This is a genomic window from [Clostridium] celerecrescens 18A (assembly GCF_002797975.1).
Lineage (GTDB): Bacteria > Bacillota > Clostridia > Lachnospirales > Lachnospiraceae > Lacrimispora > Lacrimispora celerecrescens.
Window position 1 is genome coordinate 132,660 of the sequence record NZ_PGET01000001.1, and the last position, 24,370, is coordinate 157,029.

Here is a 24,370-nt window from a genome sequence, read left to right on the forward strand (position 1 = left end):
TTTATTGGTTGGAATTACTGGAGTTCTTTTTCTCATGAGCCTTGCGCAAACGGTCCCGGTTGTAAATGAGATGAAGAGTCATGGCATCCTGTGCGGCAATGGCATCGTTTTTTTGTATGGCATTTACTATTGCCATATGTGTTCTTATGGTTTCTTCTTTTAACTCGGAATGGGTTATGTCTATAAGCATATCAATGGCATGCATAATAAGAGGCTCAAGCTGTGGTACGATGACATTTCCGCTGATCTCTGCAATCTTGGCATGGAAAATGGCATCTGCTTCTGAGTGGGATTTTCCTAAGTCGTAACATTCCGCCACCCGTTCCGCCAGGTGGAGAAGCTCCCCGGCCTGATCAGGAGTAGCCTTAGAGGCGGCCATAGCGGCGACCCTTGGCTCGATCATCATACGGAATTCTAAAAGATCAGTCACCAGTTTTTCCTTATTTTCTATAAAGGTGAATCCAAGTGGATCATCAGCAACACCTGTATTGTGGCAGACGTAGATTCCGGACCCCTGCTGAACTGTCAGGATATTGCGTGAAGCAAGAGCCCGTATGGCCTCACGCAGAGTGCTCCGTCCAACTCCCATAAGAGAGGAAAGCGTGGTTTCGTTGGGGAGCTGTGCACCTTCTTTTAATTTATGATCAATGATGTATTTGATGATTCCTTCCGCTGTTGTATCGGCGAGAGATTTATGTGATGGTGTCATGGTAAATTCCTTTCAGGTAAAGAATAGTCTCATCTGATTATAAATGCAATTTCTGATTCCTTCAAGTGCAAATGAATCAGATGTGTCTTGAGTATATGAAGTATTTGTCTGATGAATACATAAAAGAAATAGATACTATATGATAGTATGTATGAAAATATTAGGAAAATACATGAATTAATGAAATGAATGATGAAGAATAGTTGACAATCATATGATGAATTATTATAATCAAGATATAATTACAAAGATACAAAATAAAAAGTTCAAGATAAATAGGAAAGGGACATTATTATGGTTAGTCAGGAAATTCGGAAATTAGCTCCGGAAATGGACCCGCTTCGGATGGGTATGGGCTGGAAGGTAGAGGATCTTTCTAAAATGCAGATCATGGTGGAGAGCACCTTTGGAGACAGCCATCCGGGAAGTGCTCATCTGATGGAACTGGTAAATAAGACAGTGGATGGGGTAAGGGATCAGGGAGGAAAGGCAGCCAGATATTTTACAACGGATATCTGTGATGGTATGGCCCAGGGACACGACGGCATTAATTATTCCCTGGTCTCCCGTGACACGATCTGCAATATGATTGAAATTCATGCGGGTGCAACTCCATTTGACGGCGGAGTATATATATCAAGCTGTGATAAGGGGGTGCCTGCTCATCTTATGGCAATCGGCCGGGTGAATATGCCTTCCATTCTGGTGACCGGCGGTGTTATGGATGCCGGCCCGGATCTTCTTACCCTGGAACAGATTGGAAAGTACAGCGCCATGTGCCAGAGAGGGGAACTGGAACCGGAAAAGCTGGAATTTTATAAGCAGCATGCCTGTCCATCCTGCGGAGCTTGTTCTTTTATGGGAACGGCATCAACCATGCAGGTCATGGGCGAGGCCCTTGGCCTTATGCTCCCGGGATCCTCACTTATGCCGGCAACCTGCCCTGATTTAAAGGATATAGCTGAAAGAGCCGGACATCAGATCATAGAGCTTGCGAAAAAGGGAATAAAACCAAGAGATATCGTTACCATGGAATCCTTTGAAAATGCGATTATGGTACATGCAGCCATATCCGGTTCAACCAATTCCCTGATCCATCTGCCTGCTATTGCCCATGAATTTGGACTGGAAATAGATTCTGAGATGTTTGACCGGCTGCACAGGGGTGCCCATTATCTTCTTGATATCCGGCCCGCTGGAAAATGGCCGGCCCAGTATTTCTACTATGCAGGCGGAGTGCCCAGGGTCATGGAAGAAATCAAATCCGTGCTTCACCTGGATGTTATGACTGTGACAGGAAAGACTCTGGGTGAAAATCTCGAAATACTGAAACAAAATGGCTTTTATGATAAATGCGATGAATATTGTGCAAGCGTTGGGGTGAAAAAAGAAGAAATAATCCGCCCGTTTCATGATGCCATCGGAACCGATGGGGCAATTGCCATTTTAAAAGGAAATCTGGCACCGGAGGGTGCTGTTATTAAGCATACTGCATGTCCAAAGGAAATGTTTCATGCGGTGTTAAATGCACGTCCCTTTGACAGTGAGGAAGAGGCAATTGAAGCGGTCCTGAAACACCATGTAAAACCTGGAGATGCTGTATTCATCCGGTATGAAGGTCCAAAGGGAAGTGGAATGCCGGAAATGTTCTACACCTCTGAGGCGATCTCATCGGATAAAGAACTTGGAAGCACCATTGCCCTGATCACAGACGGGCGTTTTTCCGGAGCTTCCACTGGTCCTTCCATCGGGCATGTTTCTCCGGAAGCAGCGGATGGCGGTCCCATTGCGCTGGTGGAGGAAGGGGATATGATCCAAATTGATATTCCTAACCGGATTCTTGCAATTGTAGGCGTAAAGGGCCAGCGAAAGACAGAAGATGAGATGGAAAAGATTCTTAAGGAACGGCGGAACCAATGGCAGCCAAGAATTTCAAAGTACCAGTCGGGAGTATTGAAAATATTCAGTGAGCGTGCAGTATCGCCAATGAAGGGCGGATATATGGAGTAATGAAATGAAAAGAAAATGGGTATGGCAGGGGAGCTGCCATGCCTTTTTCTATTTCTTAGGATATAGTTTGAGATTAACTTATGGTGGGGGGCGGTATATGGTACAAACCTGCCTGAATAGGATTTCTCAGGAGGTGGCTGTTATGGATTTATCAGATCGGGTAACTTATGAGGAAAAAAACATGACCATAAAGGTGGAGCGGGTTTTTATTGGTGAAAAAACAGCTAAGGAGCGGGTTTTGGAATTATTGAAAAAACGCCGGGATGCCGGGGAGTTTCGGACTTGATCAAAGCCAGTCATAAACGCACCGGAGCCTGGCTCCGGATGCTTTGTACTTCTGCAAGGGAAAGCGGTTTTGAAAATTGCTGGAAGTATGTGTGTGTTAAAACAGGGCTTAATCAATCCATTAATGGAAGAGGAGGACTGGAAAGTCCTGCTTTTTTAAACCCGATTGTCAGGTTTACAGGTGAAAAGGAGTAAAAAATAAAAATTAAATGGTGCAAAATAGGAGGACACGCGGATAGATTTCGGATATATTAGTAATAGAAAAGGAGGCAAATCTTATGAAACATACAGCATATATTAAAACTGCCCTGGGTCCGATTGAAATATCTGAAGTGGATGGTTTTATTACTGAGTTGCTTTTTGTAAAAGATACCCTTAAAATTTCCGGTGAACAGAAGACCCCTTTGCTGGAGAAAGCAGAAAAGCAGATAAAGGAATATTTAGACGGGACAAGCAGGGAGTTTGATTTGCCGCTTGCTGCAAAAGGGACGGAGTTTCAAAAGACCGTATGGGATGCCCTGCACAAAATTCCGTATGGAGAAACGCGAAGCTATAAGCAGGTTGCAGAAATGATCGGAAGGCCGGACGCATCCCGGGCAGTTGGTATGGCAAATGGAAAAAATCCCATACTGATCCTGACGCCGTGTCACCGTGTAGTGGGCTCAAATGGTAAATTGACAGGCTATGCGGCAGGCCTGGATATCAAGGAACAACTACTGGAATTGGAACTGACATATGAAGGCCGTTGAGACGAAGTTCTTTGATTATGGCAGTAAGGAGGTAGAGTGCCTCTCCAATTCAGACCCGGTGTTAGGTGATGCGATGGCACGGTTCGGAAGGGTGGAGAGGGAGGTGATTCCCGAGCCCTTTGCTGCTCTGGTCAATGCGATTATTGGCCAGCTCATATCTGTAAGTTCTGCCAAAACCGTATGGTGCCGAATGCAGGAAAGTCTGGGAGATATTACCCCGGAAAACTTATCAGCCGTTTCAGCGGATGATATTCAGCGCTGCGGCATGATCATGAAAAAGGCAGTTACCATATCTGAGCTGTCAAAGGACATTTTACAGGGCAAGGTTTGTCTGGATGATCTGCGGCAACTGCCGGATCAGGAGGTTATCCGGTACTTAACGACGATAAAGGGGGTTGGGCTTTGGACGGCTGAGATGCTTCTCATTAACTGCCTGGAGCGTCCCGATGTGGTTAGCTGGGGTGATATCGCCATTCGTAGGGGAATGGAAAAACTGTATGGTTTTCCTAAGCTGACAAAGGATCAATTCGAAGTGTGCAAGAGCCGGTATTCACCCTATGGCTCGGTAGCTTCCATTTATTTGTGGAAGATATCCTTTTTATGATACAGGATACTATGGTAATAAAATGAAATATATCCATGGTACGTTAAAAAAGAAAGGAGGTGTATTGCCATGCTGACTGAGGAGGAAAAATGGAAGGCAGCACTGGAATGTGATGCATCTTATGACGGCAGATTTTATTACGGAGTAAAAACAACAGGAATTTTCTGCCGTCCTTCCTGTAAATCAAAGAGTCCTAAACGTGAAAACGTTGAATTCTTTGATACGGCAGAGCAGGCACGTGAAAGCGGGCTTCGCCCCTGTAAGCGCTGCCGGCCTGATTTGCTGGAATTTCACCCGCAGAGAGAGAATGCGGAAAAAATTAAAATAGTTTATGACCTTTATTATTCTGAAAATGATCGCTTAAGGGAGGAATTGAAAAATCTTGGGCTCAGCAGAAACAGAATCCTCCAGCTGTTTCAGAATCAATATGAAAAGACCCCGACGGAGTATTTAAATGGCTTACGTATATCCAGTGCCAAAAAGCTTCTGTCCAATACCCCTGATAATATTCTGCAGATCGCTTTACAAAGCGGCTTTGGGAGTCTTTCATCTTTTTACACACAGTTTAAGCGTGTAACAGGTATTTCTCCCAATGAATACCGGGAGAGCCTCACCGGAAAGAATGCTGATACGAATAAAGGCACACGGTAGGAAGCAGCTCCGATAGTATATGGTACAAACCTGCTGGAATAAGATTTTCCAGGAGGTGTAAGAGATGGATCGATTAACTCAGGCAGCCTATGAGAAAAAGAACGTCTTTACAAAGGCGTCAGTCTGTTACAAGGCGGCGCTTTATATGCGCCTGTCAAAAGACGACGATGGTACAGGGGAAAGCTCCAGCATCGGCACTCAGCGGAAAATGCTTCGTTCCTATGCGATAGAAAATGACTTTGAAATTTACGGGGAATATGTGGATGACGGCTACAGCGGAACCAATTTTGACCGCCCGGCCTGGAGCCGGCTGCTGAAAGATATAGATGCAAGGAAGGTAAACCTGGTAATTACCAAAGATTTATCCCGCCTTGGAAGGGATTATATCATGACAGGACAGCTTACTGAAATTTATTTTCCCTCCAAAGGGATCCGATACATAGCGGTCAATGACGGTTATGATTCCGATAGTCCGTGGAGTGACATCGCACCGTTTAAGAACATTGTAAATGAGATGTATGCCAGAGATACTTCAAAAAAGATCCGCAGTGCATTTCAGACCAAAATAAATGAGGGGGCATTTATCGGGAATTTTGCTCCCTACGGCTACCAGAAGGATCCGCAAAATAAAAACCACCTTCTTGTTGATCCCGTAGCAGCTTCCATTGTCCGGGAGATATTTGAATGGGCGGAGCAGGGGGCGGCACCATCCCAAATTGCTGTGAGTTTAAATGAGAGACAGGTGCTGACACCGGCCATGTACCGCTGCGCCGGGCGGCCTTATTTGAACCTGGATGATTACTCTAGGAGAAAGGAATGGACATCAGGCACGGTATGCAAGCTGTTAAGCAATCCCGTATATTTAGGCCACATAGTTCAGGGAAAGACTGTAAAGGTTTCCTTTAAAAGCAGTTTGACCCTTCGGAAGCCCAGGAACGAGTGGGTGGTTGTTGAGGATAAGCATGAACCACTCATTTCAGGGGAGACCTTTGAACGGGTAAGAAGACGGAGCGTTTCCCGCAAAAGCACAGCGGCAACCGATTTTACCAATATTTTTTCCGGACTTGCCAAGTGTGGGGACTGTGGAAGAAATATGTCGTCCACAGGAGCCGGTGGAAGAACAGGATCCCGCAAGCTGGTATGCGGAGGGTATAAGCTTTACGGAAAGAAAGAGTGTACGAATCACTTTATGGATTACGAACTTCTTTATCATGTGGTGCTTCAGGAAATGCGCAGCCTGCTATCATTTACGGAAAACGAAAAGGAAGAAATTGAAAAAGCCCTTCGGGAGCCTGTTTGCCCTGGAGAAATGCAGGGGGAAGAAAAGGCAGTGTTTTCACTGAAAAGAAGGGAAATAGAGCTTGGCTGCATAATCGAAAAGCTCTATGAAGACCGGGTAAACGGAAGAATCGGTGAGGATCGGTTTTATAAAATGCTGGATTCCTGTGAAAAGGAAGAAAGAAAGATTGCAGAAAGCCTGGCATTGATGGAAAAATCATGTTCTTTGGCTCAGGAAAGAGAGCCTGCTTTTGAAGGCCTGTTATCCAGCCTGTTAGATGATATAAGCCGGGGAAAAGGTCTTTCCTCCGATTTGCTGGGAAAGTTTATAGATAGAATTGAGATTTTCCAAAGCTGTGAAGGCGGAGAGGGGAAAACAGGCTGTAAATGCCAGACGATCCGAATCTGCTACAAGGTAATTGCTCCTGATGAAGAAGGGAATGGTTTAGCATAAATTTCTGCTGTCATGTGCATGGGGTTTGGATGCAATGCAGCAGGTATTATCGGCTGCCGGATCATCGATTCTCCGAGAGAGCGGCTGATTGCCATGATTACCAATAACTTTGTGCCTTGTAACGGACGATTCCCCACCATGATTGCCATTATCACCATGTTCTTCGTGGGAGGGGCAACAGGTGCTTTTTCCTCCATATTGTCGGCGGCCATCCTGTCAGGTGTGATTATCCTTGGGATTATCATGACGCTGGTCATATCAAAGCTGTTATCAGCTACCATATTAAAAGGGGTTCCATCCTCCTTTACCTTGGAGCTGCCGCCCTACCGGAGACCGCAGATCGGTAAGGTCATCGTGCGTTCTATATTTGACCGTACCCTGTTTGTGTTAGGCCGTGCTATTTCCGTAGCGGCTCCGGCCGGGCTGGTCATCTGGCTTCTGGCCAATATTAGCGTTGGTAATGCGACCCTGCTGGCCCACTGTTCCGGTTTTCTTGATCCTTTAGCCAGGCTCATGGGCTTAGATGGAGTTATCCTTCTGGCTTTTATCCTGGGTTTTCCGGCCAATGAAATCGTGGTTCCCATCATCATCATGTCTTATATGGCAGAGGGAAGCATTCGGGATATCAGTGATCTGTCCGTCTTAAAAGAGCTTCTTGTAGCCAATGGCTGGACCTGGATTACAGCAGTAAGTACCATGCTGTTCTCCCTGATGCACTGGCCTTGCTCCACCACCTGCCTTACCATCCGGAAAGAGACACAGAGCATGAAATGGACGGCTGTTTCCTGGTTGGTACCCACTGTAACCGGATTTGTGGTATGCTTTTTATTCACAACCATTGCAAGGGTTTTCCTCTGATGTTTAAATTTCCCTGTGGTTGTCTACAATAGGAGTAGAATACCGAATGGGAAAGGAGGGTGAAGCGTGAGCAGGATCTACCACGTTTACTCCCTGTCAGACCGGTTGAAAGCCAGAAAAATCGAGGGCGAGATTGCCAAGGTTGACGGGGTGAAAGATATCAGAATCTCGGAAGACTTAAAAGAAATGAAAATTGAAGTGGACAAAGGAAAAATATCCGCTGTCATGGAGCGGGTGGTTAACATCTGCAGCAGGATATCCTATGGATGTGAAGTGAAATATAAGTTTATTTAAACAGGACATTGAAAAAGGCGGCCAACGGGGCCGCCCTTTTTCATCTGAAAGGATTAGTGAGCATTCTTTGCATAATCACCAATTTTTTTATCCATGTTAGAAATATGTTTTGTGAGCCAATCCACTACCATTTGATTGGCGTTCAAAATCACCAGAAGATTGCCCCCGGAAGATTTATATTCATTCCTTAATTTCTCCAGCTGCGCAATGAAAGCGGTATGAGCCTGCTTTTGCTCCGCATAACCAGGGTAATGAATGCTCATCATGTATTTTTCTTCGTCAGCAAAATGTTTTTTTGTATAATCATCCAAAAAATCAAGAAGCTCTCCAACGTATTCCTTTGCGCGGTTGTTTTTCCCTGCTTCAAACAGTGCTTCTGCTTTTTCAAACCACTTTTTATGCTGATCATCAATCATTGATATCCCTACGGATAAATTCGGTGTCCACGGCATAACAATTCCTCCTAATGTTTTTAAAAATTTACATCTTCTTCCATTCTATACCAGAATTTCCAAAAGTTCAACCGTAGATATAAGCAGAAAGTACAAATCAGAGAAAATGCGGACATTTTATTATAAAATTCGGATCCAAAGGAAACGGTGGAAAACCACGTTCAAAATAAGCAGATGAATTGACGTTCCTTCCCGGTAATGCTATAATTTTTACTTAGTATGTAGTAAATAAGATAGAACCCTATGGGGATGCCATTATGCCCAAAAGTATAGGGCAGGAAAGAGGAAACATGGAGACAGAAGGAATCCGTCTGAACAAATTTTTAAGTGAAGCCGGGGTATGTTCCCGAAGAGAGGCGGATCGCTTCATTGAGGCTGGGAAGGTCTGTATAAACGGACAGGCGGCTAAGACCGGCCAGAAAGTTTTACCTGGTCAGTCAGTTACAGTAAACGGACGCACCATTCACGCAGGAAAAGGAGATAATAGCCATAAGGAAGAACCGGTCCTTCTGGCAGTTCATAAACCCAAAGGCATTGTATGCACAACCTCGGATAAAGACCGTGCACCCAACATTGTGGATATGGTGGATTATCCAGTGAGAATTTACCCCATCGGCCGCCTGGACAAGGATTCCGAGGGGCTGATCCTCATGACCAACCAGGGCACTCTGGTGAATAAGATGATGCGCAGCGGAAATGCTCATGAAAAAGAATATCTTGTAAAGGTCAACCGTCCGATAACCGATGAATTTATCCGGAATATGAAAAAGGGAGTATTCCTGCCGGAGCTAAATGTGACCACCAGACCATGCGTTATAAAGAAAGCCGGTGAAAAAGCGTTCCGAATCATTTTGACCCAGGGGTTAAACCGCCAGATCCGCCGAATGTGCGGACAGCTGGGCTTTGAAGTACGGATGCTAAAACGATTACGAATAATGAATGTTGAACTGGGAGAGTTAAAGCCCGGAGCTTACCGGGAGCTTTCTAAAAGGGAGTACCACCAGATGAAAGAGGCCTTAAAAGGCTCGACGAATCGTTCCTATAAAGAACAGAAAAAGGAGATATCTGATGGACGCTAACATAAGCAGAATGAAAGAGTTGATTGCCGTCTTGACGGCAGCAGGAAAGGCTTACTATCAGGAGAGCCGGGAAATCATGAGCAATTTTGAGTATGACAGGCTTTATGATGAGTTAAAGGAGCTGGAAGAGGAGACTGGAATCATACTTTCCCAAAGTCCGACGCAGTATGTAGGATATCAGGCTTTAAGCGAGCTTCCCAAAGAGGCCCACGAAACCCCAATGCTTTCCCTTGATAAGACCAAGAGCACGGAGAGTCTGCAGGAGTGGCTGGGCGGCCAGACCGGAGTGCTGTCCTGGAAGCTTGACGGTCTGACCGTAGTTCTTTCCTATCACCATGGAACCCTTCAAAAGGCCGTGACCAGGGGAAACGGAGAGATCGGTGAAGTTATCACAAATAATGCAAAAGTATTTTCTAACATTCCTTTAAATATATCCCATCAGGGAGAGCTGGTTTTACGTGGAGAGGCAGTAATTAAGTATTCGGATTTTAACCGGATCAATGAAGAGATCGAGGAGGTTGCTGCCAAATACAAGAATCCAAGGAATTTATGCAGCGGATCCGTAAGGCAGTTAAATAACCAGATCACAGCTAAGAGAAATGTGAATTTTAAAGCATTTGGCCTGGTAACGGCAGAAGGCGTTGACTTTAAAAACTCCAGAAAAGAGCAGTTTGAATGGTTAAAGAGACAGGGCTTTGATGTGGTAGATTTTAAAATGGTGACCAAAGATACCCTGCCTGAGGCGGTAGAAGAGTTTTCCAAAGCCATTTCCAGCTATGATATTCCATCAGACGGCCTGGTGCTTTTGATAGATGATATCGCTTACGGAGAATCTCTTGGCCGTACATCCAAATTTCCCCGTAATGCCATTGCCTTTAAATGGGCCGATGAAATCAAGGAAACAAAACTTGATCACATCGAATGGAGCCCATCCAGAACCGGGCTCATTAACCCGGTGGCAATCTTTGACCCGGTGGAACTGGAAGGAACCACGGTGAGCCGGGCCAGCGTTCACAATCTAAGCATTATGGAGGCATTGGAGCTGGGAGAGGGAGATGAAATTACGGTTTATAAAGCTAATATGATCATTCCCCAGATTGCCGATAACCTGACAAGAAGCAAAAAAATACAGATCCCTGAACAATGTCCAGTCTGCGGCGGTAATACGGAGATCCGCAAGGTGAATGATGTCAAGAGTTTATACTGCACCAACCCGGACTGTCAGGCCAAACGGCTGAAAGGTTTTACCCTTTTTACGAGCAGGGATGCATTAAACATTGATGGATTATCAGAGGCGACTCTGGAAAAATTCATCGGAGCAGGGTTTATCCGGGAATATGCGGATATTTTCCATTTGGAACAGCATGAGGAAGTTATCACCCAGATGGAGGGATTTGGAAAAAAATCCTACGACAACCTGATAAGAGCCGTTAAAAAAGCTTCCCATACCACCCTTCCGAGGCTGATCTATGGTCTGGGGATCGCTGGAATCGGATTGGCTAATGCCAAGATGCTGTGCCAGGAATTCAAGTTTGATTTTGAGAAGATGCGTGCCGCTGGGGAAGAGGAGCTGACCGCAGTCCCGGGAATCGGCAAGGTGTTAGCGGATGCCTGGATCACTTATTTTAAGGAAGAAAAGAATAATGAGATGGTGAACCGCCTGATGTCTGAAGTAACCATTGAGAGCGATATGGAGGCCAGGGGGGACGGAATCTTTGAAGGTATGGTATTTGTCATTACTGGTTCTGTGAACCACTATGAAAACCGAAAAGCCCTTCAGGAGGCTATTGAAGCCCACGGAGGCAAGGCTACCGGTTCGGTGACCTCTAAGACAACCTATTTGATCAACAATGATACTACGTCCAATTCCTCCAAGAATAAAAAGGCAAAGGAACTTGGAGTGCCCATTATTTCAGAAGAGGATTTCATAAAAATGCTGGAGGAATAAACTATGCCGATTAAAGTACAAAAGGATTTACCTGCAAAAGCCATACTGGAAAAAGAGAATATTTTTATGATGGATGAGGACCGTGCTTTAAGCCAGGATATCCGTCCTCTTCAGATCTTGATCATTAATCTCATGCCTGTAAAGGAAGAGACAGAGACTCAGCTTCTTCGGGCCCTATCCAATACTCCGCTGCAGGTGGACTGTACCTTTTTGATGCTGGAGAGCCATACCTCCAAGAATACGTCAGCCAGCCATTTAAATAAATTTTATGTTTATTTTGATGAGGTAAAGAAAAGTAAATTCGACGGTATGATCATCACCGGTGCGCCTGTGGAGAACATGGAATTCGAAGAGGTGAATTACTGGGAAGAGTTAAAGAAGATCATGGAATGGAGCAAAACCCATGTGACCAGTACCCTCCACATCTGCTGGGGGGCCCAGGCAGGGCTTTATTACCATTATGGCATACAGAAATACAAGAGAGAGAGTAAACTGTCAGGCATTTACCGGCACAAGGTTTTGGACCGGAAGGTCCCCCTTGTCCGCAGTCTGGATGATTATGTGATGGCTCCTCATTCCCGCTATACAGAGGTAAGGAGAGAGGATATTGAGAAGCAGCCGGAGCTGGTGATTCTTGCGGAATCAAAAGAGGCCGGTATTCTTCTGGTGATGAGCCGTGACGGAAAGCAGGTATTTGTCCAGGGGCATCCGGAATACGACCGTATGACTTTAGACGGGGAATATCACCGGGATCTGGATAAGGGATTGGAGCCTGAGATTCCATGCAATTATTATGAGAATAATGATCCGGATACGGTGCCGGTGCTTAATTGGAGGAATGTAGCGAATACCATGTATGGGAACTGGCTGAATTTTTATGTATATCAGATCACGCCTTATTTGCTGGAGGTGGAGGAATAAAAATCCTTTATTTTACAAGGTTTTTAGCATTTTTAATTAATTTATTGTAATTTGAAAAGTGTCGTAAATTATCGCAGGATAACAGCATTTATCATAGAAATGGGAGTAGAAATAGGGGTAGATTCACTTGCAAAATGGGGGTAGATTTTCAAGAACAATTCAGTAATGTTTTTATCATATAAATAAGTTCTTTGTTAATTGTAATGGCACAATTGATCAAGGGCTTATTTATATTGTAAAACTGTAAAGTCATATTCCATGTATAAGAAATTCTAACTTAAAAAAGTCTGATTACCTTAAATGCCTTTACCATAATTACCCATTGTATAGATTTGGTAATATTACATATTATTATTTATATGAGACCCAATCGAATTTCAACTAAAGATGAGACTGTTCAAAGCGGCATAAAATCAGATTCCAAATATGGTAGAAGAGAGTAGTAATCAAATAAAATGTCCAACATGCGGCTCTACTAACATAGAACGTATTTCAACTGCATCCAATAGATTTTAACGAATCCAATATCTCGTATATAGGAGAACAGGAACTTATAAATCAATTAGCAATTCTTGAAACAGAAGGATTTATAACGGTTAAATTTTTGACTCCCAAGAGAGACTTGTCTTACTATATTATAATTATACTATACGATGTGACTTTGAATTATTTCGATAATAAAAAACAATCTAAAACAATTCAAAGAAATCAATGGATTCAATTTTGGATACCTGTTGGGATTTCTGCCGCAGCTCTAGTAGTGTCTATCGTAGCCTTAATAATAGGACTATAATAGAAATCATCAGTGATATAGCTGATATTAAATTTGGTATCCACCAAAACTTTTCATAAAAATTTTTCTGCAAGGTTATTTAACTCCAATCTAACTGAGCGTTTTATTTAAAAGCCGCTTATGATATTGTTAGGCGGTAGGAGAGTATAAATGCCCACACTGCATCTCCACCGACTTAAAGAAAATTTTTTTCTCAAAAGCAAGAAGTGTAGCACTTTTTTAGAATATTTGCTGTAGGTAAGGTAGGCAAACAATGGCACTGTAATAATTGTAAGTGTGATTTTAAATATTTAAAAGAGTAGGAGATTATTCCTACTCTTTCGTTAGTCTAGCGCATATCCATGCTCATCTCATAAGCCTGACAGATATTACCGCCAAAATCATACTCTGCCAATTTATTCTTCACATTTTTCTCAAATATCACCTCTGATTTAAATGGATCAAGATGAATCACTATTGCTTTTATGTATTTTTCCATCATGCTACCTCCAACTCTTTAATCTTGTATAGGAGATTAGTATCAAATTTGTCTAATACATTTTTTCTTCCATTAGTTGTATATTTGACACTGGACAAATGTCCACTTTTAGACTTCGATGTGATTACCTTGAACATACCATTGTTTATGTACTGCGTACTGATTATTCGGGCATATTTGACTGCCTCAGCCCAGAAGAACAGGAGACCTTTGGGAATTATCTTGCCCGTATGATGTCCAGGGGTGGCTAATTTGGCCTCCATCCTGTTATAATGTGATAAAACAGGATACTAAAAATTTTTTAGGTACGCTAAAATTAATTGTGCACTATGCCAAATTTTCAAATGGTATTTAAGTTACAATGTCCATTGTAGGAGTGAATCCTTAGTGATAAGATTATTATATAAAAAAATATTTAGATATAAGAGGAGTTTGCTAGTGAAAAATTCAGACATGTTTAAACGTTATGGACTGTTTATTGCAGGAGTTATATTCAGTGCATTGGGAATCAGCCTTATAACGAAAGCAGGGCTTGGTACATCACCGATTACAAGCCTTGCTTTTGTGTTGACCTTTATCTTTCCTGAGAGCCTGGGCGTATTTACAATGATGGTTAATTTTGCTATGTTTCTGCTTCAGGCAGTTCTTTTGGGAAAAACCTTCAAGAAGATCCAGCTTTTGCAACTTCCTGCCGCACTTCTGTTTTCCCTGTGCATTGACGTATGGATGTATCTGCTCTCCTTCTGGAAGATGGGAAATTATCTGGGTGAGGCTCTGATGTTGCTATTTGGCTGTGTATTCTTAGGCTTTGGAATATCACTTGAAGTGATTCCCAATGTGCTTATCCTGCCTGGAGAAGGTCTGGTAAGGGTGATAGCAGGGCTTACAGGCTGGAGGTTCGGCAGGGTTAAGACCGGATTTGACCTGAGTATTGTTATCAGTGCTGTGATTGTGTCTGTACTTGTGACAGGCAGCGTGCTGGGAATCAGGGAGGGAACAGTGATCGCTGCTCTTATTGTTGGAAGTATTTCTAACTTTTTTATAGATAAGGTATCTGGCCTGCTTGCAGGGTGGATTCCCGCTTATACCAATACAAAAGATGTCTGTCTGTAGGTGTTGTTTCTGTTGGTCCGCCGGAACCGGGTACTTCTGACGGTCTTTGCAACGCCCCTACCAATCTCTGTCGAACAAAAAGAGCCAGTCTAATGACTGACTCTAAATTTAGTTGCTAATTTTCTATTTAATTAAATATTTCAATGTAATCGATATCAGAAAATCTTAATGTAACAATAGCAGAATCATCTTTAATATGACTTGGTTCGTTTTTACAAGCTATGTTCGATTCTTTATCAAACTTTGCAAATCCACTCAACGCCAACCATGTATCGCCACCGTTTTCATCGTGATTTTTATGATGCCCAATTATGTAGTAATCTTTGCCCTTAAAATATACTTTAAGATTCGAACCCTTTTCCAAATCTAAAACATCTCTCCAAATATCATCATTTACAGTCTTATGAAATAGTTTTATCACAATATTTTTAAACCATGTTCTTTGTATAATTATCGATTTTGGTTGTGTTCTGCCATAAAGACAAAGCAAATTTAATTGAAAGTGAAATAAAGAATTATATCAACAAACCATATCAATTAAAAGAATTTTCAACGTTATTAGACCATATCAAAGGAAAGGGCGGTTTTTGCTCCGACTATAATTTGAAAAAGGATTTTTTCTGGGACTTTGATACAGGAGAGAACGGTGACTGGATGGGATTCTTTTCTATGGATAAATTAACACCTAATATGTTTTTTAAAACATAGAGAACTATTCATCGAAGACGAACAGAAAAATTTATATCAAATGGAAAATCTTTATGTTGGTTCCTATCTTGATAAGTTAATCAAAGACGCGTTATGGTAACTTTTAATCTTGTGAATCCTTCGGTAAGTCAACATATTGAAGATTGGGAAAGAGAAGTCTGGGATTATACAGAAGTGGATAATTTTATAAAAAGACTCTCATTGATATGAAATTGTAATTTTATAAGGAGAGGGCACTATGGAAATACATGTAACTGATTTTGACGGTTTCTTTCATTCTTCATATTCTGTAATAGTAACTAAAGAAGAATATGAAAATAGATGTACAAACGAACATGGATATAATTTTATAAAGCATGATGGTTTGCTTTATGTGACTGATTATCCGGAACCCGAAATTGAATATGTTAGTTGGTCGGTAATTCGTTCTGAAAAACAAATTGAAGAAGCATTCAATCCTGATAGATTTTATTTTGAGAATTGGGGATCAGAATAAATAATAGATTTCAAGCGGAAAATGTCAGATATATATTTAAAAAGATAAGGCCCTAGCACGAGCTAGAGCCAAAATTATCAATAATGCTGTCCACAACTCAAACATACTACACTATAACTTGAGCATTGAGAGCATTTAAAATAATAAGTACTACCTTTACACCAAGAATTAGTGCAGTCATTTGCTCTTGTAATTTGTTGCATTGCACCATGAGAACTGTAAATACAATAAGGCCAATTCGATGCTTCTACTGAATTTGCTGGAATAAGAGTAATTCCTAATAAAATAGCAGTAGATGCCAGTCCCATAAAAATACGTTTTTTCAATTTCTTCGTCATATAATCTCCTCCATTTTATATGAAAATATTAATGGTTACAATAATAATTATATGAGCACATTTGGATAATTATGTTGGATTGTAATTAAATTAAGATTCACCTCACTATGTCAAAAATGTAAAAGAAAAAGATAAAATTATTAATATAATTACATTAAAAATATAATTCAAGGAGGAATAAAGTATGAGTCAATTATGGAATTACATTATAAGCAAGTTTCCAACGGAACTTGAAACATCATTTGCCCGTGATATGCTTGATAACATTTTAGAAGAGTCAGAAAAGATTGAAAATATAGCAGAAAGATGCGACTGGCTTGCTAAAATGATTCCTCAGATCAGCTCAACAGAAATAAGAGATATTTTGTTACGATGAAAAGCACATTTTATAGTAAGGAGGACATATGGGATCGTTTTACCTTTTAATAGTAAGTGTTTCTATAGGCACGTTAATAGGGTATTTTATTTCTCGTCTGACTTGTAGAGGAGAGCATAAAAGGGAAGGGAATTATAATGAATTTGGTAAGAGATACGACAAGTGATTATAGCTGCTCATATAGCTATCGACGCATTGAAAGGCGAAAACAAAGACGAAATTTCATAATATGGGACCGAGTCGTAGGAAGCATTTTATTATTGCTTTCTTTTTTAATAGATCCATGTGCTGGCAGTGGGGCGACTTTGAGGGCCGCTATGGAATTAGGTAGGAGCAGTTATGGATTTGAGGTTTCAAAGGAATTCTACAGAAAATCAAAGGAAGAAATGCTTATTTATACCCCTGATCCACAAATGGATATAACAGACTTCCCGGAGTTCATGCCAGCGGAAGCATGATCTGGTAAACGAAGATTACAATGAAAAATCAAAAAATCGGAGGTGAACTATGTTTATATATATTATATATATCATCGGATCAAATCATAAATTCCAAGGCCAAGCAGGAATAGGCCAAAGGTAAGCAAAAGCAAATTCATTAGCATAGAGGTTGATGAAAACTTTTTAACTATAAAACTTTCCAATACTGACTTAGGGTATCTATTGAAAAACAGCTCGAACAAACTGCAAAATTAAGATTAGGGTGTGAGAATAATTCAGAATAATTAAAACACTTAATTTTCCTTGCAGTGAATATAGTACCCTCCGCGCATCATAGAAATGCCAGCAATATAAAGTACATTATTTAAGCGAAAGGTTATAGGTTTTTGGGTACTTACGAAATCTAGTTTCTCGCCGGATGATATTGCATAATTTTCTATGCATGAACAAATTACTTTTGCAGATGGATATGTTAACGAATCTTCTAAATCGATTTGAAAGCCTTTTTTTAACATAAAAACTCCTTTCAGTGAATTATTCTCACATATAGATTATACAAGAAAATAGAAATAAGTTAAATATTGAAATTAAGATTTAACGTATTATGAACGTTGAAAGCTTAATATTGATAGTTAGTAGAATTTGTTGTATTCTTACATGTAGACAAATAGCAATTTATTGATATAGGAAGGTGAATTATGAGATTGAGGTTTATAAAGGCTGAAAAGAAAGATGCCGATTTATTAATAAATATTTATAATGCAGCATTCTATGATGATTATGTAAAATATGGAGAGTGCCCTGCTTATGGAAAAACAAGAGGAGAAATGGAAGCATCAATTGAAAAGTTCCCGAAGCAAATTATTTTTAACGAAGATAATCCCATTGGAATCATTTCACTTGTTGACAGAGGAGATGGAGAGTATTATTTGGGCTGTCTTTGCATTATTCCTGAATATCAGGGCAAGGGAATAGGAACACATGCATTTCATTATATGATAGACTTATATAATGATTGGAAAAAGATAACATTGGTAACCCCTGCGGACAAAGAGGAGAATATAAAGTTTTATACAGTAAGATGTGGCTTTATAATAGATGGCACAGAAATGGATGGAAATGTTAGATTAGTGCATTTTTTATTAGAGCGGTAAATCTCAATTTCTATAATATCAGAATTAAGTTGGTGGTTTTTTTATTGTAATTAATCAACAAAACTGAAATTTAACGTATTAATGTACATCGAAAATTATTGATAGTCAGAAGAGTTTTTTGTATTATTGAATAAAGGTATGCGGAATTCGGAACTCTAAAAGAGGTAGAATGTAACTGTTTAAGCTAACTCAACCGTTGGTTTGTTCAATGTCTTATTGAGATTTGGTAATATAAAGGCAAGAAAGGAGGATTCCCTATGGATCAGATTAAAATTGGAAAATTTATTGCTTCTTGCCGAAAGGAGAAAAATCTGACACAGGCTCAACTTGCCGAGAAACTAGGAATTACAGACAGAGCGGTATCAAAATGGGAGACTTCGAAAAGTATGCCAGATACCGGATTAATGCCAGAACTATGTGAACTTCTTGGAATAAGTGTTAACGAGCTGCTCAGTGGGGAAAAGTTAAATCTTATGGAAGATTACAGAAAAAATGCAGAATTAAATTTACTGGCGCTCAAAGAAATGGAGGAGAGCAAAAATAGAGAGCTTTTGAATCTAGAATGGGTTATTGGGTATATGGGAACAATACCGTTTTTGATTTTGATATTCACAGCAAGTTTTGGCAACGTACCGACCATTATTCGTGCTATTTTGATTGGATTGGCTATTGTACTTTTCATACCAGCCATATATTTTTCCCTAAAACTGGAGCGTGATGCAGGATATTATGAATGCCAGCATTGTCATGAGCGATATGTGCCAACTTTAAAACAGGTAGTGTTTGCACCACATAACGGAAGAAAACGCTATATGAAATGCCCAAAATGTGGGAAAAGGTCTTATCAAATAAAAGTGCTGACGAAATAATAAAAAATCCAATTAATCATGAACTACTAACTATCGATATCAGTTAGTAGTTTTTTTATACATTAAACTTATGTTGTATGGAGGATAAAAAAACTCCCTGCAAGCTTTGCTTACAAGGAGTACTTTATAATTTCTCGCTTGTTGTCAGAGGTTATCTTCCGCAACCACGACCGCCGGACCCTCTTCCGCCAAAGCTGCCGCCGTTTGCTACACAGTAATCGAACATTTCTACATAATTCCCCTGTCAGCAGAAGTAATATCCCCGTCTGCTATCGCCTTGTCGAGATTGGCCTCAAAATCTTCTTTGCTTAAAAAGTTTCCGTTGGCATCTCTCATCAGGTCATACCCTAAGCCGCCGCAAGCGCCATAGGCGGCAGCCTCTGTTTTTCTGTAATGTTTTGCTATCAATAGTATAAGGGTATTATTTATTGATTGAATCAATGAATAGTACTCTTTTTTTTATGAATTTAAATGCATTAGAAGCATAGAAGCATATATAGAAGATAAGAATATTAAAATCTTAGTAAGTTTCAATTTATCAGAGTAAATGGAGTTGATGATGAAGGATACGTGTTATTCTTATGAAGAAGCTCAAGAACCACCAGAAGTCCTAATACGTGCACCTACATAAAAGATTGTCAGATTATTGGAGACAATATAGATAAATTGGAGGTAATCTGAATGATAATAATGTTACCATTGGACATAATGTGAATAATATATAATAGGGAGAAATAAGGAGGTGATTTTATGCGAGGTTATTTGTCCATTGGAATATTTTTCATCGGAATAATCTTGGCTGCTTATATTGGATATTGGAGTTTGTTCATTAAGCCTATTATGGTTTGTGTATCGGCATCAAAGGCAGGAGTGCTGACATCTGCAATGACGACGATGACAATAATAAAATGTGCTGTATCATGGTTGGTTGCGGGTGTGATTTTCGGATTAGGATATATTGCTGCAATAATAATAAGTCATAAATAATCAGGGACGCAGAAATGGAGGAAGGAACGATGTTAAACGAAGAGGTACAAGCATGGGTAGACTTGGGGTTTTCAGAGGAAGAGGCAATTACTATGGTAAATACAATGAAAGCCAGGTCTGATGATGCTGAAATAAAAGACGACGACTCTATGACTCCTTTTACTGAATCGTAATGTCGTAAAGTAGTACCCAATAAAATAGAGGAGGCAAAGAATATTAAAGGAATTATTTACGCCGATGTTATGGCAAGGAAATGCCAAGTGGTTACGCCCTGGCTTATAAAAAGACTGGTATTTATTCAATTAAGGAATGAATAACCAGTCTTTTTTTACCTCATTAAGTAAGTTCCCAACCTCAATCCCCAAAAAGGCATGAGTGGTGGATGGGGATTTAAACTGGAAATGACAGGAACGAAAAAACCAGAGATGAGAATATCCATATATATGCAATTGAACCATTTTTTGCGCGTTGTTCAAGGAATAACCAGCATGTTATACTTGTGAAAAACTAAGAGAGAAAAGGATCATATGATGAACAAAAGTATTATGAAGAAACTATTTCTGTCTGTTCCCGTTTTTATGGTGATCATTCTGAGCTGCTATATAAGCAGGGGGGTATTTTCTGAAAAGCCTAACAGAATTTCCTCAGAATCTTCCCAAGACTCCACAACCGTTACGGTAGCAGACACTCAGGTACCTCTTTCCCCGAAAGTTACTTCAGATAATCCTGAAACGGCTGCTGTCCTTGCCGCAGAGGAATCATTAACACCGCCCGCAACGGAACCGTCTGCTTCGACTGCAGCGGAATCATCTGCTCTGCCCGCAACAGAATCCGCTAACCTGCAGACTGGTAAATTAGTTGGATATTATGCAGCATGGGCGGCCTATTATAATTACTATCCAAACCAGATCGATGCCGGGAAGCTGACCCATATTAATTATGCTTTTGCCAACATTGGCTCTGACTTAAAGCTGACCCTGGGATATCCTGACGTGGATTCTTCTAACATAAAGCTTTTGAATTCCTTAAAACAGACCAATCCGAATTTAAAAACAATGATTTCCGTCGGAGGCTGGAACTGGTCCGGGAAGTTCTCGGATGCGGCTCTGACAGAGGAGTCCAGAACTGCATTTGCAGACAGCTGCGTAGATTTCATTAAAAAATACGGATTTGACGGAGTAGACTTAGACTGGGAGTATCCGGTCAGCGGAGGTCTGGCGGCGAATTCCAGGCGTGGGGAAGATAAACATAATTTTACTCTGCTTCTTAAAAAGATCCGGGAAAAACTGGATGAGAAAGGTGCTGCTGACAATAAGCATTACTTACTGACCATCGCAGGAGGAGCGGATACTTCTTACATAAACAATGTGGAGCTGTCAAAGCTTGCTCAGTACCTGGATTATGCAAATATCATGACCTATGATCTACATGGTTACTGGGATACGAATACAGATCTCCTTGCTCCTTTATATGACAATGATGATTCTTCTCCCCAGTATAAAGCGAGTGTGGATCGAGGTGTCAATGCCTGGCTTAGTGCCTCTTTTCCGGCTGAAAAGCTGGTAATGGGTATCCCGTTTTACGGATATTTATATTCTTCTGTAAATAATTCAAACAATGGATTGTACCAGACCTTTGGTGGTTCCAATTCTATCGGATATCAGGATATTAAAGAAAACTATTTAAATAAATCAGGCTATACCAGCCATTTCCATTCCCAGTCAAAGGTTCCCTGGCTCTTTAATGGTACGATCTTTATCAGCTATGAAGATCCGAAGTCCATAGGCTATAAATCAGATTATATCAAATCAAAGAAGTTGGGCGGAGCTATGGTTTGGGAGCTGAGTCAGGATCCGAAGGGAGAACTTCTCAGTGCACTGTATCATGGATTAAAGTAAAAAAAAGAAGGCGTCAGCCCCATATCCCAGACAGGGAATATGGGACTGGCGCCTTCTTTTTATCCAGCCGGTCCATATAAAGATTCTTTTACTTTTCCAGAGTGCTGAGTCCGGCAACTTCATCTACGGGAAGAGAAAAAGCAATGGCATGTTCTCCGGTTTCCTTTAGCACCGTTTCGCAGATGGATTTAAGAACCGCCTGTTTATCCGTTAAGGGAACCAGGATGAGGAGAATTTCCTTCTCGCTGGAAAGAGTCAGACCAAAAAGCTTTTTTGAATCATCAGCAAGTGCTTCTCTGGCCTTGACCAGGGTTCCTCCCTTGCAACCGGCATTTCTGGCAGCTTCCATAATAGGAGCGGAAAGGTCGGTATTGATGACAGCAGCAATTAGTTCGTATCTGATCGTATCTGACATAGAGCGATCCTCCTTGTGATAATCTGTGGATGTGGGCATATCCCCGGCTGACGGGGCAGTTTCTAATATACTGGAAGCTGCGGCGCTGATCCCTGACAGGGGGATGGTAAATACAATGCCATAGCCTGGTTTTTCAAGCTCTAATTTTTCATGCAGAGCAGATAATAAGCGCTTGGTAGCCGCTTCCTCCACAATTCCGATAACCAGATCTTTTTCCGGCTCATCAAACCCAAGGCAATCCCTGATTGCAGAGCTTGCGGTCCCATGTCCTCTGGTAATGAGAAGCAGTTCCTGATGATGCTCTCTAAAAACGGAAGCTGCCTTTTCGCCCTTTCCCCTGGCAACGATAATCGTTATCCAGTTTATTTTACGATTGGAAGTCATCAGCCTCCTCCTTTCCTAAGTCAATAAATTCAAGATCCATATTAAGAAGCGGCGCATTCGCCGGAACGTTCGCTTTTTTAGTTTTGTAGTTATAGGAGACGCCGATGAGCTGAATGATGATCAGGGGAGTCATGGCGACCATGGCTACGATACCAAAGGCATCGGTCACAATATTTCCACCCAAAGCCTCACAGGCTCCCATGGCAAAGGGAAGCAGGAAGGTAGCCGTCATAGGACCGGAAGCCACACCGCCTGAATCAAAAGCAATGGATGTAAAAATCGGCGGGACCACAAAGGAAAGGCCAAGAGCCAGGGCGTAGCCGGGAAGCAGGAGGGCCAGTAGCGGCAGGCCGGTCATGACCCTTATAATTGACAATCCAAGAGAGATAGCCATGCCGATGGATAATCCGGTCATCATTGTTTTTTCCGAGATGGAGCCTCCTGTAATGTCCTCTACCTGTTTATTTAAAACCTGTACGGCCGGTTCTGCTTTTACGATAAAGTACCCAATAAGCATGCCGATGGGAACCATGACCCAATTATAAGGGAGTGAGGCAAGCTGCTGTCCCAGATAATTACCGGCAGGCATAAAGCCTACGTTGACGCCGGTAAGGAAAAGCGTCAGTCCGATGTAGGAGTAGATGAGTCCTACCAGGATTTTGATTAACTGTCTTTTTCGCAGCTTCAGAAAGAAAAGCTGGAATATGATAAAAAACAGCAAAACAGGGAAAAGAGCCAAGAAGACCTCCCAGGCATAATCAGGAAGTTCATGCTGAAAAGCCAGCCAAAGATCCTGGGAATTGTTTATGGAAGGGATCATCAAGGGTTCATAATCGGTGGCAGAGGATTTATAGGCCAGTCCCAGTATCATAACGGAAAGAATCGGTCCTATGGAACATAGGGCGACCAGGCCGAAGCTGTCGCTATCCGAATTCTTACCACGCCCGATGGTTGAGAGACCCACGCCAAGAGCCATGATAAAGGGCACCGTAATAGGGCCTGTTGTGACGCCGCCGGAGTCAAAGGCCACAGCCAGAAATTCTTTTGGAACAAAAGCGGATGTAATAAAGAGTATGGCATAGCAGATCATAAGGATATGGGATAAGCTCCATCCAAACAGGGTTCTTAAAAATGCAATTGCCAGAAATACCCCTACTCCTGCGGCCACAGAAAGGATCAGGACCATGTCAGGAACTGCGGGCGTCTGTCCCGCCAGGACCTGAAGGTCCGGTTCTGCGATGGTAATAATGAAACCAATGATAAAACAGGCAAAAACAATCAGCGGCAGCTTTTTGGATTTTGCCAGGTGGGCACCCGCTTTTTCCCCGATGATCATCATGGACATGTCGACACCAAGTGTAAAAAAGCCCATTCCAACGGTTAAAAGGGTTGCACCTACCAGAAACAGCATCAGTGGGTCAAGAGGCATGGGAGTGATGGTTATGCACAAGATCAACACGATACATGTAACGGGCAGGACAGATGATAGGGATTCTACTATTTTTTCTTTTAATTTTTGATTCAAAGAGATACCTCCTGTTGTCCGTTTTTAATGATAGGGATTCTTAAGAATGATAATTTGCACAGAATTGTGCATGAGCCTGCAGACTCTTTTTAGATCATGACTAG

Annotated in this window: 29 protein-coding genes and 1 pseudogene; 21 read left to right on the forward strand and 9 right to left on the reverse strand. The window is 41.5% G+C overall.

All coding sequences use genetic code 11. The features are described from left to right. Nucleotide 1: 1 nt before the first annotated feature. Complete coding sequence (locus H171_RS00640; protein ID WP_100303423.1) at nucleotides 2–709, reverse strand: FadR/GntR family transcriptional regulator; 708 nt, start codon at nucleotides 707–709, stop codon at nucleotides 2–4. 294 nt (nucleotides 710–1,003) lie between these two features. On the opposite strand from H171_RS00640, the gene ilvD reads away from it, so the two are divergent. The 9 genes and pseudogenes from ilvD to H171_RS00680 all read left to right on the forward strand — a co-directional run bounded on the left by ilvD (nucleotide 1,004) and on the right by H171_RS00680 (nucleotide 7,892). Continuing rightward, nucleotides 1,004–2,719 carry a dihydroxy-acid dehydratase gene (gene ilvD / locus H171_RS00645; RefSeq protein ID WP_100303424.1) on the forward strand — a complete coding sequence of 572 codons (1,716 nt, stop codon included), beginning with the start codon at nucleotides 1,004–1,006 and terminating at the stop codon, nucleotides 2,717–2,719. A gap of 142 nt (nucleotides 2,720–2,861) precedes the next feature. Further along, on the forward strand, nucleotides 2,862–3,005 hold the full coding sequence (locus tag H171_RS23970) for a hypothetical protein (RefSeq protein ID WP_157803082.1): 144 nt from the start codon (nucleotides 2,862–2,864) through the stop codon (nucleotides 3,003–3,005). Then, on the forward strand, nucleotides 3,002–3,199 hold the full coding sequence (locus tag H171_RS00650) for a hypothetical protein (protein WP_100303425.1): 198 nt from the start codon (nucleotides 3,002–3,004) through the stop codon (nucleotides 3,197–3,199). The genes H171_RS23970 and H171_RS00650 overlap by 4 nt, the downstream gene beginning before the upstream one ends. A gap of 83 nt (nucleotides 3,200–3,282) precedes the next feature. Continuing rightward, nucleotides 3,283–3,753, forward strand: a complete 471-nt coding sequence (locus tag H171_RS00655; RefSeq protein WP_100303426.1) for a methylated-DNA--[protein]-cysteine S-methyltransferase — start codon at nucleotides 3,283–3,285, stop codon at nucleotides 3,751–3,753. Next, nucleotides 3,740–4,357 (forward strand): DNA-3-methyladenine glycosylase family protein, encoded by a 618-nt coding sequence (locus H171_RS00660; protein WP_100303427.1) that lies wholly within the window; start codon nucleotides 3,740–3,742, stop codon nucleotides 4,355–4,357. Before H171_RS00655 ends, H171_RS00660 begins: the two co-directional genes overlap by 14 nt. 69 nt (nucleotides 4,358–4,426) lie before the next feature. Further along, entirely contained in the window at nucleotides 4,427–5,008 is a 582-nt protein-coding gene (locus tag H171_RS00665) for a bifunctional transcriptional activator/DNA repair enzyme AdaA (protein WP_100303428.1), read from the forward strand. A gap of 64 nt (nucleotides 5,009–5,072) precedes the next feature. Then, the gene (locus tag H171_RS00670) at nucleotides 5,073–6,740 is read left to right on the forward strand and encodes a recombinase family protein (RefSeq protein WP_100303429.1); all 1,668 of its coding nucleotides are present in this window, start codon (nucleotides 5,073–5,075) and stop codon (nucleotides 6,738–6,740) included. A gap of 12 nt (nucleotides 6,741–6,752) precedes the next feature. Then, nucleotides 6,753–7,598 (forward strand): annotated as a pseudogene (locus H171_RS00675) (nucleoside recognition domain-containing protein); the annotation flags it as partial. Between the two features lie 66 nt (nucleotides 7,599–7,664). Next, nucleotides 7,665–7,892 (forward strand): hypothetical protein, encoded by a 228-nt coding sequence (locus tag H171_RS00680; protein WP_100303431.1) that lies wholly within the window; start codon nucleotides 7,665–7,667, stop codon nucleotides 7,890–7,892. A 53-nt stretch (nucleotides 7,893–7,945) separates the two neighbouring features. Here the strand turns inward: H171_RS00680 and H171_RS00685 are convergent, their stop codons facing one another. Further along, nucleotides 7,946–8,344, reverse strand: a complete 399-nt coding sequence (locus H171_RS00685) for a bacteriohemerythrin (RefSeq protein ID WP_100303432.1) — start codon at nucleotides 8,342–8,344, stop codon at nucleotides 7,946–7,948. 257 nt (nucleotides 8,345–8,601) lie between these two features. Here H171_RS00685 and H171_RS00690 point away from each other — a divergent pair, with 257 nt between their 5' ends. Genes H171_RS00690 through metA form a run of 3 tightly spaced genes read left to right on the forward strand, consistent with a single transcriptional unit; the run spans nucleotide 8,602 to nucleotide 12,292 of the window. Further along, nucleotides 8,602–9,423 (forward strand): pseudouridine synthase, encoded by an 822-nt coding sequence (locus H171_RS00690; RefSeq protein WP_330398820.1) that lies wholly within the window; start codon nucleotides 8,602–8,604, stop codon nucleotides 9,421–9,423. Further along, a complete protein-coding gene (gene ligA, locus H171_RS00695) occupies nucleotides 9,413–11,371 on the forward strand; it encodes an NAD-dependent DNA ligase LigA (RefSeq protein ID WP_100303433.1) in 1,959 nt (652 codons plus the stop codon). Before H171_RS00690 ends, ligA begins: the two co-directional genes overlap by 11 nt. 3 nt (nucleotides 11,372–11,374) lie before the next feature. Further along, on the forward strand, nucleotides 11,375–12,292 hold the full coding sequence (gene metA, locus H171_RS00700; RefSeq protein WP_100303434.1) for a homoserine O-acetyltransferase MetA: 918 nt from the start codon (nucleotides 11,375–11,377) through the stop codon (nucleotides 12,290–12,292). 1,121 nt (nucleotides 12,293–13,413) lie between these two features. Here metA and H171_RS23975 read toward each other — a convergent pair. Further along, nucleotides 13,414–13,566: a hypothetical protein gene (locus H171_RS23975; RefSeq protein WP_157803083.1), complete on the reverse strand. Its 153-nt coding sequence runs from the start codon at nucleotides 13,564–13,566 to the stop codon at nucleotides 13,414–13,416. 435 nt (nucleotides 13,567–14,001) lie between these two features. On the opposite strand from H171_RS23975, the gene H171_RS00710 reads away from it, so the two are divergent. Continuing rightward, the gene (locus tag H171_RS00710; RefSeq protein WP_100303436.1) at nucleotides 14,002–14,676 is read left to right on the forward strand and encodes a YczE/YyaS/YitT family protein; all 675 of its coding nucleotides are present in this window, start codon (nucleotides 14,002–14,004) and stop codon (nucleotides 14,674–14,676) included. Nucleotides 14,677–14,803: 127 nt separating this feature from the next. Here the strand turns inward: H171_RS00710 and H171_RS00715 are convergent, their stop codons facing one another. Next, complete coding sequence (locus H171_RS00715; protein WP_100303437.1) at nucleotides 14,804–15,040, reverse strand: hypothetical protein; 237 nt, start codon at nucleotides 15,038–15,040, stop codon at nucleotides 14,804–14,806. 582 nt (nucleotides 15,041–15,622) lie between these two features. On the opposite strand from H171_RS00715, the gene H171_RS00725 reads away from it, so the two are divergent. Beyond that, nucleotides 15,623–15,880 (forward strand): hypothetical protein, encoded by a 258-nt coding sequence (locus H171_RS00725; protein WP_100303439.1) that lies wholly within the window; start codon nucleotides 15,623–15,625, stop codon nucleotides 15,878–15,880. A 77-nt stretch (nucleotides 15,881–15,957) separates the two neighbouring features. On the opposite strand, the gene H171_RS23980 is transcribed toward H171_RS00725, so the two are convergent. Then, nucleotides 15,958–16,218 (reverse strand): hypothetical protein, encoded by a 261-nt coding sequence (locus tag H171_RS23980; RefSeq protein ID WP_157803084.1) that lies wholly within the window; start codon nucleotides 16,216–16,218, stop codon nucleotides 15,958–15,960. A 184-nt stretch (nucleotides 16,219–16,402) separates the two neighbouring features. On the opposite strand from H171_RS23980, the gene H171_RS00730 reads away from it, so the two are divergent. Both H171_RS00730 and H171_RS23985 read left to right on the forward strand, forming a co-directional pair. After that, nucleotides 16,403–16,594: a hypothetical protein gene (locus tag H171_RS00730; RefSeq protein ID WP_100303440.1), complete on the forward strand. Its 192-nt coding sequence runs from the start codon at nucleotides 16,403–16,405 to the stop codon at nucleotides 16,592–16,594. A 137-nt stretch (nucleotides 16,595–16,731) separates the two neighbouring features. Continuing rightward, nucleotides 16,732–17,052 carry a DNA methyltransferase gene (locus tag H171_RS23985; RefSeq protein ID WP_157803085.1) on the forward strand — a complete coding sequence of 107 codons (321 nt, stop codon included), beginning with the start codon at nucleotides 16,732–16,734 and terminating at the stop codon, nucleotides 17,050–17,052. A gap of 275 nt (nucleotides 17,053–17,327) precedes the next feature. Here the strand turns inward: H171_RS23985 and H171_RS24940 are convergent, their stop codons facing one another. Next, entirely contained in the window at nucleotides 17,328–17,549 is a 222-nt protein-coding gene (locus tag H171_RS24940) for a DUF4318 domain-containing protein (RefSeq protein WP_100303441.1), read from the reverse strand. 183 nt (nucleotides 17,550–17,732) lie between these two features. Between H171_RS24940 and H171_RS00745 the strand changes: the two genes are divergently transcribed. Both H171_RS00745 and H171_RS00750 read left to right on the forward strand, forming a co-directional pair. Continuing rightward, a complete protein-coding gene (locus tag H171_RS00745; RefSeq protein ID WP_100303442.1) occupies nucleotides 17,733–18,188 on the forward strand; it encodes a GNAT family N-acetyltransferase in 456 nt (151 codons plus the stop codon). Between the two features lie 257 nt (nucleotides 18,189–18,445). Continuing rightward, entirely contained in the window at nucleotides 18,446–19,057 is a 612-nt protein-coding gene (locus tag H171_RS00750) for a helix-turn-helix domain-containing protein (RefSeq protein ID WP_100303443.1), read from the forward strand. 228 nt (nucleotides 19,058–19,285) lie between these two features. On the opposite strand, the gene H171_RS00755 is transcribed toward H171_RS00750, so the two are convergent. Then, nucleotides 19,286–19,498, reverse strand: coding sequence for a hypothetical protein (locus H171_RS00755; protein WP_100303444.1), 213 nt, complete (start codon nucleotides 19,496–19,498; stop codon nucleotides 19,286–19,288). A 309-nt stretch (nucleotides 19,499–19,807) separates the two neighbouring features. On the opposite strand from H171_RS00755, the gene H171_RS00760 reads away from it, so the two are divergent. The 3 genes from H171_RS00760 to H171_RS00765 all read left to right on the forward strand — a co-directional run bounded on the left by H171_RS00760 (nucleotide 19,808) and on the right by H171_RS00765 (nucleotide 21,942). After that, nucleotides 19,808–20,044 (forward strand): hypothetical protein, encoded by a 237-nt coding sequence (locus tag H171_RS00760; protein ID WP_100303445.1) that lies wholly within the window; start codon nucleotides 19,808–19,810, stop codon nucleotides 20,042–20,044. Nucleotides 20,045–20,073: 29 nt separating this feature from the next. After that, nucleotides 20,074–20,217 (forward strand): hypothetical protein, encoded by a 144-nt coding sequence (locus tag H171_RS23990; RefSeq protein WP_157803086.1) that lies wholly within the window; start codon nucleotides 20,074–20,076, stop codon nucleotides 20,215–20,217. A 354-nt stretch (nucleotides 20,218–20,571) separates the two neighbouring features. Then, nucleotides 20,572–21,942, forward strand: coding sequence for a glycoside hydrolase family 18 protein (locus tag H171_RS00765; protein WP_100303446.1), 1,371 nt, complete (start codon nucleotides 20,572–20,574; stop codon nucleotides 21,940–21,942). A gap of 88 nt (nucleotides 21,943–22,030) precedes the next feature. Here H171_RS00765 and H171_RS00770 read toward each other — a convergent pair whose 3' ends face one another. Together H171_RS00770 and H171_RS00775 are read right to left on the reverse strand one after the other, a co-directional pair. Further along, a complete protein-coding gene (locus H171_RS00770) occupies nucleotides 22,031–22,741 on the reverse strand; it encodes a hypothetical protein (protein WP_100303447.1) in 711 nt (236 codons plus the stop codon). Then, a complete protein-coding gene (locus H171_RS00775) occupies nucleotides 22,725–24,266 on the reverse strand; it encodes a DUF1538 domain-containing protein (protein WP_100303448.1) in 1,542 nt (513 codons plus the stop codon). The genes H171_RS00770 and H171_RS00775 overlap by 17 nt, the downstream gene beginning before the upstream one ends. Between the last annotated feature and the right edge of the window lie 104 nt (nucleotides 24,267–24,370).

What these genes read in the sequence shown, in the direction of transcription:
- H171_RS00640 (WP_100303423.1), bottom strand. Translation starts at nt 709, where the DNA reads ATGACACCATCACATAAATCTCTCGCCGATACAACAGCGGAAGGAATC.
- ilvD (WP_100303424.1), top strand. Translation starts at nt 1,004, where the DNA reads ATGGTTAGTCAGGAAATTCGGAAATTAGCTCCGGAAATGGACCCGCTT.
- H171_RS23970 (WP_157803082.1), top strand. Translation starts at nt 2,862, where the DNA reads ATGGATTTATCAGATCGGGTAACTTATGAGGAAAAAAACATGACCATA.
- H171_RS00655 (WP_100303426.1), top strand. Translation starts at nt 3,283, where the DNA reads ATGAAACATACAGCATATATTAAAACTGCCCTGGGTCCGATTGAAATA.
- H171_RS00660 (WP_100303427.1), top strand. Translation starts at nt 3,740, where the DNA reads ATGAAGGCCGTTGAGACGAAGTTCTTTGATTATGGCAGTAAGGAGGTA.
- H171_RS00665 (WP_100303428.1), top strand. Translation starts at nt 4,427, where the DNA reads ATGCTGACTGAGGAGGAAAAATGGAAGGCAGCACTGGAATGTGATGCA.
- H171_RS00670 (WP_100303429.1), top strand. Translation starts at nt 5,073, where the DNA reads ATGGATCGATTAACTCAGGCAGCCTATGAGAAAAAGAACGTCTTTACA.
- H171_RS00685 (WP_100303432.1), bottom strand. Translation starts at nt 8,344, where the DNA reads ATGCCGTGGACACCGAATTTATCCGTAGGGATATCAATGATTGATGAT.
- H171_RS00690 (WP_330398820.1), top strand. Translation starts at nt 8,602, where the DNA reads ATGCCCAAAAGTATAGGGCAGGAAAGAGGAAACATGGAGACAGAAGGA.
- ligA (WP_100303433.1), top strand. Translation starts at nt 9,413, where the DNA reads ATGGACGCTAACATAAGCAGAATGAAAGAGTTGATTGCCGTCTTGACG.
- metA (WP_100303434.1), top strand. Translation starts at nt 11,375, where the DNA reads ATGCCGATTAAAGTACAAAAGGATTTACCTGCAAAAGCCATACTGGAA.
- H171_RS23975 (WP_157803083.1), bottom strand. Translation starts at nt 13,566, where the DNA reads ATGATGGAAAAATACATAAAAGCAATAGTGATTCATCTTGATCCATTT.
- H171_RS00725 (WP_100303439.1), top strand. Translation starts at nt 15,623, where the DNA reads ATGGAAATACATGTAACTGATTTTGACGGTTTCTTTCATTCTTCATAT.
- H171_RS23980 (WP_157803084.1), bottom strand. Translation starts at nt 16,218, where the DNA reads ATGACGAAGAAATTGAAAAAACGTATTTTTATGGGACTGGCATCTACT.
- H171_RS00730 (WP_100303440.1), top strand. Translation starts at nt 16,403, where the DNA reads ATGAGTCAATTATGGAATTACATTATAAGCAAGTTTCCAACGGAACTT.
- H171_RS23985 (WP_157803085.1), top strand. Translation starts at nt 16,732, where the DNA reads ATGAATTTGGTAAGAGATACGACAAGTGATTATAGCTGCTCATATAGC.
- H171_RS24940 (WP_100303441.1), bottom strand. Translation starts at nt 17,549, where the DNA reads ATGTTAAAAAAAGGCTTTCAAATCGATTTAGAAGATTCGTTAACATAT.
- H171_RS00745 (WP_100303442.1), top strand. Translation starts at nt 17,733, where the DNA reads ATGAGATTGAGGTTTATAAAGGCTGAAAAGAAAGATGCCGATTTATTA.
- H171_RS00750 (WP_100303443.1), top strand. Translation starts at nt 18,446, where the DNA reads ATGGATCAGATTAAAATTGGAAAATTTATTGCTTCTTGCCGAAAGGAG.
- H171_RS00760 (WP_100303445.1), top strand. Translation starts at nt 19,808, where the DNA reads ATGCGAGGTTATTTGTCCATTGGAATATTTTTCATCGGAATAATCTTG.
- H171_RS23990 (WP_157803086.1), top strand. Translation starts at nt 20,074, where the DNA reads ATGTTAAACGAAGAGGTACAAGCATGGGTAGACTTGGGGTTTTCAGAG.
- H171_RS00765 (WP_100303446.1), top strand. Translation starts at nt 20,572, where the DNA reads ATGATGAACAAAAGTATTATGAAGAAACTATTTCTGTCTGTTCCCGTT.
- H171_RS00770 (WP_100303447.1), bottom strand. Translation starts at nt 22,741, where the DNA reads ATGACTTCCAATCGTAAAATAAACTGGATAACGATTATCGTTGCCAGG.